Annotated in this window: 9 protein-coding genes and 1 pseudogene; 3 read left to right on the forward strand and 7 right to left on the reverse strand. The window is 41.4% G+C overall.

Annotated features, from left to right (window positions below; all coding sequences use genetic code 11):
• Window positions 1–268 precede the first annotated feature (268 nt).
• The gene (locus tag AAEU31_RS16560; RefSeq protein WP_421967790.1) at window positions 269–1,843 is read left to right on the forward strand and encodes a BCCT family transporter; all 1,575 of its coding nucleotides are present in this window, start codon (window positions 269–271) and stop codon (window positions 1,841–1,843) included.
• Window positions 1,844–1,949: 106 nt separating this feature from the next.
• Here the strand turns inward: AAEU31_RS16560 and AAEU31_RS16565 are convergent, their stop codons facing one another.
• From AAEU31_RS16565 to trhO, 7 genes and pseudogenes are all read right to left on the reverse strand, one after another.
• Entirely contained in the window at window positions 1,950–2,657 is a 708-nt protein-coding gene (locus AAEU31_RS16565; RefSeq protein ID WP_135924687.1) for a 3'-5' exonuclease, read from the reverse strand.
• Window positions 2,657–4,555, reverse strand: a complete 1,899-nt coding sequence (locus AAEU31_RS16570) for a DUF294 nucleotidyltransferase-like domain-containing protein (protein ID WP_135924690.1) — start codon at window positions 4,553–4,555, stop codon at window positions 2,657–2,659. The genes AAEU31_RS16565 and AAEU31_RS16570 overlap by 1 nt, the downstream gene beginning before the upstream one ends.
• Before the next feature lie 83 nt (window positions 4,556–4,638).
• The gene (locus AAEU31_RS16575; RefSeq protein WP_421967791.1) at window positions 4,639–7,716 is read right to left on the reverse strand and encodes an efflux RND transporter permease subunit; all 3,078 of its coding nucleotides are present in this window, start codon (window positions 7,714–7,716) and stop codon (window positions 4,639–4,641) included.
• Window positions 7,717–7,718: 2 nt separating this feature from the next.
• A complete protein-coding gene (locus tag AAEU31_RS16580) occupies window positions 7,719–8,735 on the reverse strand; it encodes an efflux RND transporter periplasmic adaptor subunit (protein ID WP_421967792.1) in 1,017 nt (338 codons plus the stop codon).
• A 266-nt stretch (window positions 8,736–9,001) separates the two neighbouring features.
• Window positions 9,002–9,439, reverse strand: coding sequence for a hypothetical protein (locus tag AAEU31_RS16585; RefSeq protein WP_421967793.1), 438 nt, complete (start codon window positions 9,437–9,439; stop codon window positions 9,002–9,004).
• A gap of 143 nt (window positions 9,440–9,582) precedes the next feature.
• Window positions 9,583–10,215 (reverse strand): annotated as a pseudogene (locus AAEU31_RS16590) (outer membrane beta-barrel protein).
• Between the two features lie 236 nt (window positions 10,216–10,451).
• Window positions 10,452–11,459 (reverse strand): oxygen-dependent tRNA uridine(34) hydroxylase TrhO, encoded by a 1,008-nt coding sequence (gene trhO / locus AAEU31_RS16595; protein WP_166340207.1) that lies wholly within the window; start codon window positions 11,457–11,459, stop codon window positions 10,452–10,454.
• Between the two features lie 200 nt (window positions 11,460–11,659).
• On the opposite strand from trhO, the gene AAEU31_RS16600 reads away from it, so the two are divergent.
• Window positions 11,660–12,985 (forward strand): DEAD/DEAH box helicase, encoded by a 1,326-nt coding sequence (locus AAEU31_RS16600; protein ID WP_421967794.1) that lies wholly within the window; start codon window positions 11,660–11,662, stop codon window positions 12,983–12,985.
• A 2-nt stretch (window positions 12,986–12,987) separates the two neighbouring features.
• Complete coding sequence (locus AAEU31_RS16605) at window positions 12,988–13,818, forward strand: CvfB family protein (RefSeq protein WP_135924703.1); 831 nt, start codon at window positions 12,988–12,990, stop codon at window positions 13,816–13,818.
• The last annotated feature ends 363 nt before the right edge of the window (window positions 13,819–14,181 follow it).

Below are 14,181 nucleotides of genomic sequence, written 5' to 3' on the forward strand. Positions count from 1 at the left end.
AAATAATACTGTCATCAAATTATTCCTCTGCTGCATCAAATTGTTCACAATTCCAACAAAAAACGTAAAAAACCGCATTTATTCGGCTGTTTAGGGACAAAACCATTTACATTTTTTTTCGAACTCCTACACTAAAGACTAAACTTTGGTACAAATTTAGTTCGTCTACAAACTATTTTTCGGTTTCATACGTATAAATAGTGTTAGCCGAGATGTGCCAACCGGCCGTTTAGCTTTCTGCTAGATATAACTACAACAAGAGGTATTCATGAGCGAACATCATGATAAGTACAGTATCGACAATACCGACTACACCGTCGGTCAGGACAATGTACAAAAATGGGGTTTTGATGTGCACAACCCTGTATTTGGCATTAGTGCAGGTTTAATCGCGCTATTTTTAGTGGCAACACTTGTGTCAGATGCTGAAACAGCAAAAACAACCCTGAATGGAATTAAAAACGACATTATTAATAATTTTGATGGCTTTTTTATGTGGTCAGCAAACTTATTCGTATTGTTTTGCTTGGCGTTGATTGTTTCACCATACGGCAATATCCGCCTTGGTGGTAAAGAAGCGCGCCCAACTCACTCTCGTATTTCATGGCTTGCAATGTTATTTGCTGCGGGTATGGGTATTGGCTTAATGTTTTGGGGCGTAGCAGAGCCTGTCGCTTACTTTACAGGCTGGTACGAAACACCACTCGGCGTTGAAGCAAACACACCAGAGGCTGCGAAATTAGCAATGGGTGCAACTATGTTCCATTGGGGTTTACATCCTTGGGCAATTTACGCCGTTGTTTCGCTTTCGTTAGCATTCTTTTGCTACAACAAAGGCCTGCCTTTATCAATTCGCTCTATTTTTTATCCTATTTTAGGTGACAAAGCATGGGGCTGGCCGGGCCATCTTATTGATATTCTAGCTGTACTTGCCACCTTATTTGGTCTTGCAACGTCTCTTGGTTTAGGCGCACAGCAAGCCGCAGCAGGTATAAACCATGTGTTCGGTACTGAGAGCGGTATTGGTCTACAAATCGGCGTTATTGTTGGTGTTACTCTACTTGCAGTGATCTCTGTTGTTCGTGGTATCGACGGCGGTGTAAAGCTGCTTAGTAATGTAAACATGGTTATCGCATTTGTATTACTCGTATTTGTTGCTCTCGTTGGTTTTTCAGCAGCGTTTGGTAATCTTCCTAATACTGTTATGGGTTATGTTGAAAACATTATTCCGTTAAGTAACCCACATGGCCGTGAAGATGAAACCTGGATGCACGGCTGGACAGTATTCTACTGGGCTTGGTGGATTTCATGGTCACCGTTTGTAGGTATGTTCATTGCGCGTGTATCTGAAGGTCGTACAATTCGTGAATTCTTAATTGCCGTATTGCTTGTGCCTACCGTTGTGACTATCTTCTGGATGTCTATTTATGGTGGTATCGCTATTGAACAAGTTATTGATAAAGTGGGTGTACTAGGTGAGAAAGGTTTAACTGATGTACCACTTGCGATGTTCCAAATGTTTGAAGCCCTGCCAATGTCGCAAGTGCTTTCATTCATTGCAATTGTGCTGGTACTCGTGTTCTTTATTACGTCATCTGACTCAGGTTCATTAGTTATCGACTCTATCACTGCCGGTGGTAAAGTTGACGCGCCAGTACCACAACGTATTTTCTGGGCAACAATCGAAGGTGCGATTGCAGCAGCGCTTGTTTGGATTGGTGGCACACAAGCTATCGAAGCATTACAAGCCGGTGCCGTATCTACGGGCTTACCGTTTACCTTTGTATTGCTATTAATGTGTGTAAGTTTAATCCTTGGTCTACGTACAGAGCCAAGAAACTAACCACTACCTTTAAATAAAAAACGCCGCTATATGCGGCGTTTTTTATTTATAAGCTTTGCTCAATTAATTTAAATTACTCGTCATAAAATCTGTGCTGTTAAGCACGCTATATGAGCAATTCGCTTAGCGGTGTATCTGGGCGGTAATGATAAGCAATTTGCGCTTGTAACAGCTCTGCGGTGGCAATGGCATCGTTCAGTGCGTTATGGTTTTGATACGCAGGTAATGAATAACGAATACGAGAATCCGCAAGACGAACGGAATCAAGCTTAGAATTAAACAACCTACCTAGTAGACCTTGTTTAGCTCTAAGCGCCCTGCTTTCAAGCTCCAGCGTGTCTATTACTGCAAACTCAAGGCCTTCACCTAATCGCGATTGTAGAGCTTGATACAAAAAGTGTCGTTCAATGGGAGCAAAATGCACCACTATGACTTTACCTTTTAATGCTGCTAGTAATGGCTCCATAATAGATGAAAAATCTGGCGCATCACTTACTTCTGAATGGGTAATACCATGAATAACGATCGACTCTTCAGCGAGCTTACGTCTTGGTTGTACAATCCAATGCTGGCTATCTTTACAAAAGATGCGCCTAGCATTAAATGGGATTAAACCAACACTGACTATATCATCATTTTGAAAATTTAGACCGGTCGTCTCAAAATCAAGCGCCACTAAGGGTACGTCGCTAATTGGCATGTTTAAATCACAAATAGCGGCTTGATAAAACTCTTGAATTAGCGGCTGTTTGCTAGCCGCCAATAACTGCTGATACCGAGTCGGCCAATCAAGTTTTACACCTTGTTTAGCCATTACTTCATCCCTGTATTGGCAGAGTATCTGAATTTAAGGAAATTCTGCGCTTTATCTAAAATCGCAAACGCTTCTTTAAGGTTGCGCTGCTCAAAAGGCGATAGTAAATGTGGCTCAAGATCGTTATCTGGGGCTTCGTCTAACTTTTCAATTTGCCATGCTTGGTGGCGAATACGAACCATCGCAATGTATTCTAAGGCATCTCGAAGATCTTGCGCTTTCCCTGCAGGTAAAAGCTTTGCTTCGATGATATCTTCTAAACGCTCGAATGAATTTTGTTTACGACTGCCTATTGCTAAAGCGTGAACACGAATCACATCTGATAATGGCGCAGTACCACGGCGTTTTAAGTTCATAGAACGCTTATGCTGACCATTATGCTCTAGCACAAAATCTTTAAAGAAACCTAAAGGTGGTGTTCTGTTACGGGCATTGGCTGCAAGGTTAGCCAAGAAACGCTTATTCTTACGCCCTTCAGTTGCAATAAATCGTTTGAGCTCATCAGCCCATTTGGTTTTACCGTAAACGCCATCTAAATCAAAAAAGATAGAGCTGTGTAATAAAGCCTGTGGTTTTGGTTCTGCCATCCAGCCTGCAAATTGCTCTTTCCACTGCTCACGAGTTAAACGCCACTTTTTAAATGACGCCATAATTTCCCCTTCGCAGTATTTATAGCCACATTCGGCTAAACCATCACAGACAAAATCAGCGAGCTTTTGAAAATATTCGTCATGTAATTCCTCGTTAAAGCTATTATCAAGAATAATGGCGTTATCTTGGTCGGTAACAATTAATTGCTCATCACGAGCCATTGAACCTAACGCAATAAAACAATAAGGAATGGGCGGCGGGCCAAATTTTTCTTCGGCTAAATCTAGTAAACGCTGTTTAAAGGTACGCCCTATTACAGCCATTGCTGTACCAATCATATGAGAGTTAGCGTCTTCGTTAACCATGCGTACAAACACGTTAGGTAGCTGACGTGCATAATGCGCTAAATCTTCCACAGATTGCTGAGCTAAAATCCCCCGCACTAACAATAAACTGCTTTGTGATTCATATCGCAAAATGTCAGATAACGAAATAACACCGATGGGCTTTTTCTTAACAACGACAGGTAGGTGATGAATGTTATCTCTGAGCATAGCAAGAACAGCCTCAAATACATAGGCGTTGCTATCGAGTAAGATAAGATCCGTTTGCATAATTTGCTCGGCAGGTGATTCGTAACTTAAACCTTCAGCAATCACACTGGTGCGCAAATCTCGGTCTGTAATTATGCCAACTACTTGACCATCGTCATCGTCAGGATCATCACTGATGGGTTTATCGGCATCTGTTACTAATACAGACGATACCGACTCTTGTGTCATCAATTGAGCAACCATTTGCACAGACGCGTCTTTTGCAACGGTGACTACATCTCTGTGCAGTAATGATTTAACCTTTGCAGTTGTTAAATCATTACTGTCAGCCTGCTCTACAATGGCCTGATGAAGACGCACATTGCCATCTGCTTCAAAGAAGTCTGCAAAGGCTTCGTATTCATCACAGTATTGATTAAATAGCTCTACATTAATGCAATACACTAAGGTGTCTTCGAGAGCCTTGGCAGGAAATCGGACTTTGCGGTTCATCAGCAAACCCATTTGTCCGAAAATACCACCGACAGTTAAGCGGTTATACAAATCACCATCGCGTCGATACATTTCGACGGCTCCGGTTCTAATTACATATAAATCGGCAATGTCATCGCCGTAATTAAGGATTTGTGTTCCCGCTCTGAAGTAGGCTATCTCTACTTGTGAAGCGAGAGTGTTAACCGCTTCTTCGGGCAAATCATCAAATGGAGCATGATCACTTAAAAATTGTGCTATATCGACGTGTTCGGCTTGCATAAGCGTACCTAGTTTTGAGCTTTTCCTTGATTGTGAGTGTAATCTGCTATTTTTTCAAAGAAAAAATAGCAGATTTAAATGGATTAAGCCTTTTCTAGTTCTTCGGCCAGAAGTTTCGACTCATCACCACGAGGTTTGGTAAAGCGCGCTAAACCAAGATAAATCACAGGTGTAAGGTATAATGTGAACAGCACTGCTAATGCTAAGCCACCAAATACCACCCAGCCAATCGCGTTACGCGCTTCGGCACCGGCACCGGTGGATAATATAAGTGGTAATGCACCTAGCAAAGTTGACACTAAGGTCATCGCAATTGGGCGTAACCTCACAAGAGCAGCTTCTTCAACTGCTTCTCTAACACTGCGACCTTTATCTCGTAATTGGTCAGCAAATTCCACCAGCAAAATAGCATTTTTAGCTATTAAGCCAATAAGCATGACCAAACCTATTTGTGAATAAATGTTCAATGATGTACCCGTTAGATACAAGGCCAAAATGGCCGATGTAATGCCAAATGGCACAGTGATCATCACTACAATGGCACTATTAACACTTTCAAATTGCGCAGCTAAAACAAGTAATACAATCAAAAATGCCAAAATATAGGTGATCAAGACTTCATTAGCCGTTTCTTCAAAGGTGAGAGCCTCACCCTTGAAGGCTAAACTTATACCAGCTGGCAGGTTTTGCTCTGATATTTCACGGATTTTATTTACAACTTCGGCAATGGTAATGTCATCTGGCATTTCCATGCTTAATTCGATTGCCCGGCGCTGAGCATGGCGCTCTAGTTCTGCTGCAACACCTTCTTCTGTAATGGTTGCCACACTACTCAGTGGCACTAACTGACCATTACGACCCCCAACATATAAGTTTGCTAAGTCACTTGGGTTTGTAATAGTTTGGTTTTGTGCTTGCAGCATAATAGGGATTGATTGATCGCCGATGTTTAAATCAGCAATGTCATCGCCGTTAATGGCTGCTCTAAGCGTAATAGATATATCACTGAGCGATACGCCGAGCTCTTCAGCACGACGTCTATCAATATTAACCCGTAATTGCGGTTGTGACGGTTGGTACGAGATACGTACTGGCGCCACTTCTGGCAAGGCTTTTTCAATTTCTGCCGAGAAACTTTGTGCCGCTTTAAAGATCTCAAGGTAATCTTGCCCCAATAATGCAAGCTCAATACCACCGCCTTGACCACGCAAGTTCAAACTATTTGAACCACCTGGGTAGCCAGCCGCACCAGGAATGTTTCCTAAAGGTCCACGAATTTTATTGATAATTTCTTGCTGACTAAAATTTCGTTCGTCCCAATGCTTTAACGGCACAGTGATAAATACGATATTCGGATCCCATTGCCCAACGACGGTATAAATAGACTCAATATCACCACTTTCAACATAGGGCAGTAAAATGTCTTCCATTTGCACCGCTTGCCTGTCCATAAAGTTAAGGCCTACACCATCTGGGCCACGGGCGAAAATGCGAATTTTACCACGGTCTTCTGTCGGCAATAATTCATTATCTAAATTGAAATACAGCGCACCAGAGCCTGCTGCAACGAGTAAGCAAGCAAAAAATGTTAGCCATGCATGTTTAAGTACGCCGTGAATTGAGCGTTTGTATATATTCGCTAAAGCATGCCCAACTTTTGCAAAAGGATGAAAACCACCCTGCTTTAATTTAAGTTTTGAGGTTAGTGCAGGCACTAAAGAAAGCGCTACAAAGCTTGATATAATGACAGCTCCAGCAAGCACACCACCAAACTCTCTAAATAATCGCCCTGCTGTTGAAGGCAAAAAGGCAATCGGCACAAACACAGCTGCTAATACAGCGGTTGTTGCCACCACAGCAAAAAATACTTCGCGGGTGCCAATTACAGCCGCAGCTCTGCGGCCAAGGCCTAAGCCACGCTGACGTTGAATATTTTCACTGACCACAATCGCATCATCTACAATAAGGCCTGTCGCTAATACCAGCGCCAACAAAGTTAAGATATTAATCGAGAAACCAAGCGCCCAAATAAGTGCTAAAGAACCAATTAACGCAACAGGTATGGCAAATGCGGGGACGAGCGTTGCTCGCCATGAGCCAATAAACACCCAAAGTGTGATCACTACTAACAACACTGTCAGTAATAGAGAGTTTATTACTTCATCCACTGAGCTTCTAATAAACTGCGCATCGTCGGAGGTTAAAGTAAATTCCATTTCAGGAAAACGAACTCTCATACGTTCGATTAAGGTCAGCACTTCATCAGAAATTTCGATAGTATTTGATTGAGCTTGGCGTATTATCTCCATGCCAATCACTGGCGTCCCATTTAATCGCACGAATGAACGCGGATCAGCTGGGCCAAAATACACTGCAGCAACATCACCAATTCGGGTATCGTCGCGCACTATAATATCTGCCACTTGTTCAGCTGATATTGACGTAGCATCGGCACGAACAATCACCTGTTGATCGCTTGATTTTAAACTACCTGCAGGCACATCAAAAGGAGCTTGACGAAGTACATTAGCAATATCTGGTACAGTAAGGTTAAAGCTGCTTAGTTTTAGCGGGTCAATTCGTACTCTTAATACCCGCTCGCGGTCGCCATTTAAACGAACATCGGCAACCCCAGGAATAGTTAAAAACTGCGGGGCTAAGTCAACATCAACGCGTTCAGTAAGTGCTTCTAATGATAAGCTGTCGCTTGATACCGTTAGGGATACCACCGCTTCGGCATCGTTATCAGCTTTAATAATAGATACACGCTCTACTTCTTCGGGCAATTCTCGCTGTACACGGGCAACCGATTCGCGCGTTTCGTTGGCTGCATCATCTAGGTTAACACCCGGGCGAAACTCAACCACAATACGGGCATTATTTTCTTCACTTTGCGCACGAATTGTTTTAACACCACTTACCCGAGCAACAGCCCCCTCAAGTTTACTGGTTACCTCGGTATCAACGGTTTCAGGCGAGCCCCCAGGAAACGATGCTGAAACAGTAATGCGTGGCCTGTCTACATCTGGTAGTTCACGTATTTCAATACCAGCAATAGCGGCAATACCCGCTATGATGATTAACAAATTCAGCACCACGATTAATACGGGGCGACGTATCGCCATTGATGGTAAATCTTCCATCATAGGTTGCTGTTTCATTATCACTCCTTGGCAAGCGTTGTATCATTCATAAAAGTAAGCTCTTGGTTTGGGCGTAAACGTTGCACGCCTTCAGTAACCAATAAATCACCTTCTTTTAAGCCACCAGATACCAATAACCGACCGGCTAAACGCTGTTCAATTTTAACATCAACACGTGTGGCTTTTTTATTAACACTTTTCCACACGTAAGGGCCCGCAGCTCCCCACATCATGGCAGCTTCAGGAACCACTGCATGCTCTTCACCAAGTAAATTAATATGCACACGAAAACTCATACCAGGCATAAACTGATGAGATTCATTATTTAACTTTGCTTTGGTTCTTAAGGTGCGCGCTTGAGGATTAATACGAGAGTCTAACTGGGCAACTTGTGCGCTGTAAGTTTTGTCGCCTAGCCAAGGGATCACGTCAACAGCTGATTTTTCCTTTAAAACATCAATTGCGGCTTCTGGTGCATTAAAGTTTATGTACAGTGTTGATACATCATCAATCGTTGCAATCGCAGTCTGTGTTGTGATCCGGTCGCCAACTTCTACATCTGTTAGCCCCATCACACCACTAAACGGAGCACGAATTTCGCGGTCTTCACGCTCTGTTTTTGCTTGCATCAACTGCACTTTCGCAAGCTCATGCAACGTTTTTGCATCGTCTAAATCGCTTTGTGGTACAGCACCTCGAGCGTGGCTTTCTTCGAGCCGCTTCATTGTTCGCTCTGTGTCATTTAACGTTATTTGTGCTTCTAAAAGAGCAGCTTGCTGCCTGCGCGAATCAAGCTCAAGTAGCAAGTCTCCTTTTTTGACATTGTCACCGGGTTGGAAGTGAACAGCAGTCACTCTGTCCCCAACCGCAGGGTATAAGGTTACAGAACGCACAGCTTCAGCACTACCAACTGCTTTTATTTGTTGTTTTGCTTTTTCAACCGTAACTGATTCAACAACTACGTTTGCAGCCTCAGCGACTGATACGCAACTAATTAAGGCAAGAAAAGTCCATGAATGCAATTTGCCAATTATCAAAAGTGTCACCTAAATAAGAATCGTTTTAATTGTTACGAAGTGTAACAGCTTTGTGATCAATAAAAAGGATGCTTCGTTTAATAAACAAATTGATAAGTTAAAATGAATAATTAGAAATACGGCGCTGATTTTGCCGCATTTCTATCTGTAAAATCGCTTATTTAAGTGAGCTATTTTCAGGCAATAAAACCTTACAGATAACTAAGTCACTTTAAACGCATGTAGCTACAGGTTTTATCCCTCAAACTGGTTTGTATGAATGCAGATTAATCTGATAAATTAATACAGTTAACTGCAGGCACGGTTTTTAAACGCGCTTCTGAGGCAATAGTCACTTCTACACAACCAGAATTAAGATCAATTTCGTCCTTTTGAATAACAGAAAAACGCCCTTCTTGCTCTGATCTAAGTGCGTATTCAAAGGCATTGTTGCTGCCCTCTGCAATGGCAGTAAAAAGCCCACCAATAATTGCACCAGCTAATACCCCAGCAACCATATCTTCATGATTGCCATCTAATTCATCGATAAGCCCTATTGCAGAGCCACCAACAATGCCTGTTTTTACATTAGATGACAGTTTTACAGGTTTAACATCTTCAACTTTGGCGTAAAACTTTTTAATCATGACCTGCTGATCGGCTCTATCAACACCTTGTGTCGCGCAGCCACCTAGTAATAATAAGCTCACTAGTAGTTTCTTCATACCCATTTAGTCCTATAAAGTATTGCTGTTAGTTAGAATAATAACTACTTAGTTCGTAAGGGACTGTGAGATATATGTAGATAAGTGTAAAAAAGCGCACTAACTTATTACTAGGTAACTCAACTAAAAAATCCTCGGATAAATCAGAGCTTAAACACTATTGAAGCAACGATAGTATGTGTGTTGCTATCATTAATTTTTGTATTTTCATAATCAAGTGTTAAGGCCGTACCACTAGACAATGCATAACCAATACCTAGCCCGGTTAAAAGTGATACTCCAGAGTCTTTTTGATCAACAATAAAGTAATCATCAGAGAATTTTTGAAGAAAACTAAAATTACTATCCCAAAGTACACTACCTAAATGCGCCCTAACAAATACATTGCCAGTAATTGGGTATGTACCAAGTAAACGCAGATCAAGTGCATTGGTTTCAAGCCCTCCGCTGTAAACAGAATTTTTAACGACCGTACCACTTTGATTAGTTGTTTCGCTATAGACATTAAATTAGGCTTCGCCAAGCACACTAAAACCTACTTCTATTGCTAGATATTGATTAAATTGGTAGCCGGCAAATCCTCTAAACCCAGTTCCTGTGTCACTGTAGTCATAACGTAACGGTAAAATTTCTTGCTGCTCTAACAAGGGGATAAAATTAACATCGTAGTAATTTTTTTGAGCAGCAATGCCAATGTAACCAAATTTATTTTCGTTAAGCGCTGAATGAGCAAAAAATGGCATTGAACACATTGCCACCGTAAGTAGTTTGTACATTGTATATATCCTTATACTTCAAACGTTTACTTTTTAAAATTAAGAAAAGATAGTGTTGGAGATGGTATCTAAAATAAATAATCGGCAGATTGTACATCAATAAGGAACAAATGATAGCTTTTATAGCAATTACAGTGACTTAATAAACAAAGTAACTATATTTAAAAAGCTAACTAATAAATAATCCATAAAAAAACCCCAGACTATGCTGGGGTTTATAAGAAATTTGCTAAAGGTTACTGTTGGCGCTGTGCTTCTTTTTGCGCTTTTTTAGCTTCTTTACGCTTACGAAGAACTTCTTGCGCTTCGTTACCGATGTGACCTTCACCGCGCGCTTGTGCTAATTCGATTTGCTTTTGACGCTCAGCAAAGCGTGCACGTTGCTCTTCTGTTAGGCTGTCGTGACAGTGGTGACACGAAACACCTTCCATGTATTCAGGCTTTTGCTTTTCTTCTTCAGTGATAGGCATACGACAGGCATGGCATTGGTCGTAAGAGCCTTTTTGTAAATCGTGATTTACCGCAACGCGGTTATCAAATACAAAACACTCACCTTCCCACATGGTTTCTTCTTTTGGTACTTCTTCTAAGTACTTAAGGATACCGCCTTCAAGGTGGAATACTTCGTCAAAACCTTGCTCTTTCATATATGCAGTTGATTTTTCACAACGAATACCACCGGTGCAGAACATAGCGACTTTCTTATGCTTTGCTGGATCTAGGTTTTCTTTTGCCCATGCTGGGAATTCGCGGAATGTCTTCGTGTTTGGATCAACCGCATTTTGGAAAGTACCAATCTCGATTTCGTAATCATTACGCGTATCGATAAGAATCACTTCAGGGTCTGAAATTAACGCGTTCCAATCAGCAGGCTTAACGTATGTACCCACTACTTCACGTGGGTCGATACCTTCAACACCCATAGTTACGATTTCTTTTTTAAGTTTTACCTTAGTACGGTAGAACGGGCATTCGTCATCGTATGACTCTTTAGTCACAATGTTGTCTAGGTTTGGTTGTGAATCTAGCCATGCAAGTAGGTTATCGATACCTTCACGTTTAGCAGAAACAGTACCGTTGATACCTTCAGCCGCAAGTAATAAAGTACCGCGTACTTCATTGTCTTCCATTACTTTAAGTAATGGTTGGCGAATAGCTTCAAAATCTGGAAGGGCTACAAATTTGTAGAGTGCGCACACAACAAAGTGCTCGCTGGTTACATTGTCTTTATGAACAGCAGTCATGATTTTACCTTTTGCCTTAAATGCCCATGTGGGGCGTTAACCGAATCGTAAATCCGGCGCATTGAGGGCGCGTATTTTACGCGAATTAGCGATAATTGCAAAAACTGATGCGAAATAGCTGTGTTTTTACTGTCTCCTAGCAAGGCAAGTACGTTATAATGAACAAGATTTACTAAATTTTGCTCATCGGAGATTACGCATTGCATTTTACTGAACTTGGGATTGATACACGCCTCGAAAAACAACTTGCGCATCAAGGCATCACCCAGCCCACTGACATTCAAGCTCACGCGGTACCAACAGCTATCGCAGGCCATGATATTTTTGCACAGTCAAAAACAGGATCGGGCAAAACGCTGGCGTTTTTATTACCTGCTGTACAGCGTGTAATGAAACAAAAAGCACTCAGTAAACGCGACCCTCGCGTTTTAATCGTTGCGCCTACCCGCGAATTAGCAACCCAAGTATACAGTCAATTAAGACTATTAATTGCCGGCACAAATATTAGTGCCGTTAAAATACTCGGTGGCGAAAACTTTAATGACCAAATTAAGGCGCTACGCAAAGATCCTCATTTTGTAGTGGGCACACCGGGGCGTTTAGCTGACCATTTAAGTCAACGTTCATTACAGCTTTCAGGCTTAGAGCTTTTAATTTTTGATGAAGCTGACCGTATTCTAGATTTAGGCTTCACCGATCAAGTTAAAATGATCAACGAACTTGCTGATCACCGATTACGTCAAACGTTATTGTTTTCAGCAACGCTTGACCATGCACAAGTTGATGCCCTGTCACGTAACTTATTACGTTCACCAAAACAAATACTGTTAAGTGCTTCTAATGAGCAGCATAGTGACATTACCCAGCAGCTTTATTTAGCTGATCATCTAGATCACAAAGAAGCGCTACTTGAGCACTTTGTAAAACAAGACAATGTCGGACAATGCATTATATTTACCGCAACACGTGCCGATACTCAGCGTTTAAGCCAGTTATTAACTGATAAAGGCTTTAAAGCACAAGCACTCGCTGGTGACTTAACCCAAGCCAAACGCCTTGAAATCATGGATGCCTTTAGCCGTGAAAACTTTAAAATCTTAATCACTACCGATGTTGCATCGCGTGGTCTTGATTTATTAAGCGTGACCCATGTAATTAACTTTGACCTACCAAAGCATGCTGAAGAGTATGTGCACCGTATTGGTCGTACAGGTCGCGCTGGCTTTAAAGGGACTGCTATTTCGTTAGTAGGCCCGAAAGATTGGCCAAGCTACAAAGCAATTAAAGCATTTTTAAATGATGAATTAAGCTTTTTCACCGTTGATGGCCTTGTTGGTAAATTTAAAGGCCTACGTGAGAAAAAACCACAAACGGTTTGGAATAAAGCAGAGAAAAAAGTCGCTGCAAAGCCTGCTAAACCAAAACGTAAAGCTGCCCCTAAAAAACCGAAAACGCCTATTAAACCACCTATTGATGTCGATGGTTTTTCACCTATGCGTCGTAAGAAAAAACCAGAACAGGAATAATAATGAGCATTCTTGGAACAACCCAAACACTATTCGTTAACGAAATGTCAAACGAAGGGGCCTATTTAGATGGCCGTGACTTAGGTGAAGTATTTTTACCAAGTAAAGAAATTGAATACGAACTTGAAGCTGGTGACAGCGTGCAAGTATTTATTTATTTAGATCATGCAGGCCACCCAACAGGCACCACAAAAAAACCTTTAGCTGAAGTGGGCGAATATGCTCTACTCCGTGTTAAAGCTATTAATAGCACTGGTGCGTTTATGGATTGGGGCCTCGAAAAAGATGTACTTGCGCCATACAATGAACAAAAGCCAAAAATGAAAGAAGGCTTTTCGTATCTTGTACGTTTATATCTCGATAACGCCAGCCAACGTATTTGTGCATCGAGCAACTTTAATAAGTTTTTATCGAAAGAAGAACCAACTTACTCAACGATGGAAGAAGTTGACTTAATCGTTGCCGGTAAAACAGACCTTGGCTACAAAGTACTCGTAAACGAAGCCCACATTGGTGTGGTTTACTACAACACCGTATTTAAAAAGCTATTTGTTGGACAGCGCTTAAAAGGCTTTATTCAAAAAGTACGTGAAGACGGCAAAATCGACGTATTACTTGAAAAGCCAGGTATGGGCAAAGTAAACGACTTAGGCGAAAAAATCTTGACTAAATTAAAAGCCGAAGGCGGCGTACTTCACTTAGGTGATAAGTCTGACCCAGAAGCAATTAAAAAGACTTTCTCAACCAGTAAAGCAAACTACAAAAAAGCCATTGGCGGTTTGTTTAAGCAAGGTTTAATCGAGATTGAAGCGACGTCGATTAGATTGAAGTAAGTTGCGAGTTAACAAGATAGTGAATTATCTGAAAGAGTAAAGTGAACGCTTTACTCTTTTTTATTTTTTATAGGTTTGATAGCCGTAAACTTTCTAACGCTATTTCGAGTATTTTTCATAGATGTGAAGTCGGTATTGTGTCATAAGCAGACTTTCCGGATTAACTCATTTCTGCCCCAAAATGTGTTAAGGCGAATTACTCAAAAGAGCGAACTTCGGCCATTCAAAATTGCTTTTCTTTTTCGTAAAAGTATATTGCTCGCATAGTCAAGAAAACGACCCAATCGCTCGTTTTTGTTCCGTGACAAAAGCTAAAACCACTGTGTTTTAGTAGTATTGGCAATTAGTTAAGAAGTTTGTTAC

The organism is Pseudoalteromonas thalassia, from assembly GCF_049257215.1.
GTDB classification, from domain to species: Bacteria; Pseudomonadota; Gammaproteobacteria; order Enterobacterales; family Alteromonadaceae; genus Pseudoalteromonas; species Pseudoalteromonas lipolytica_C.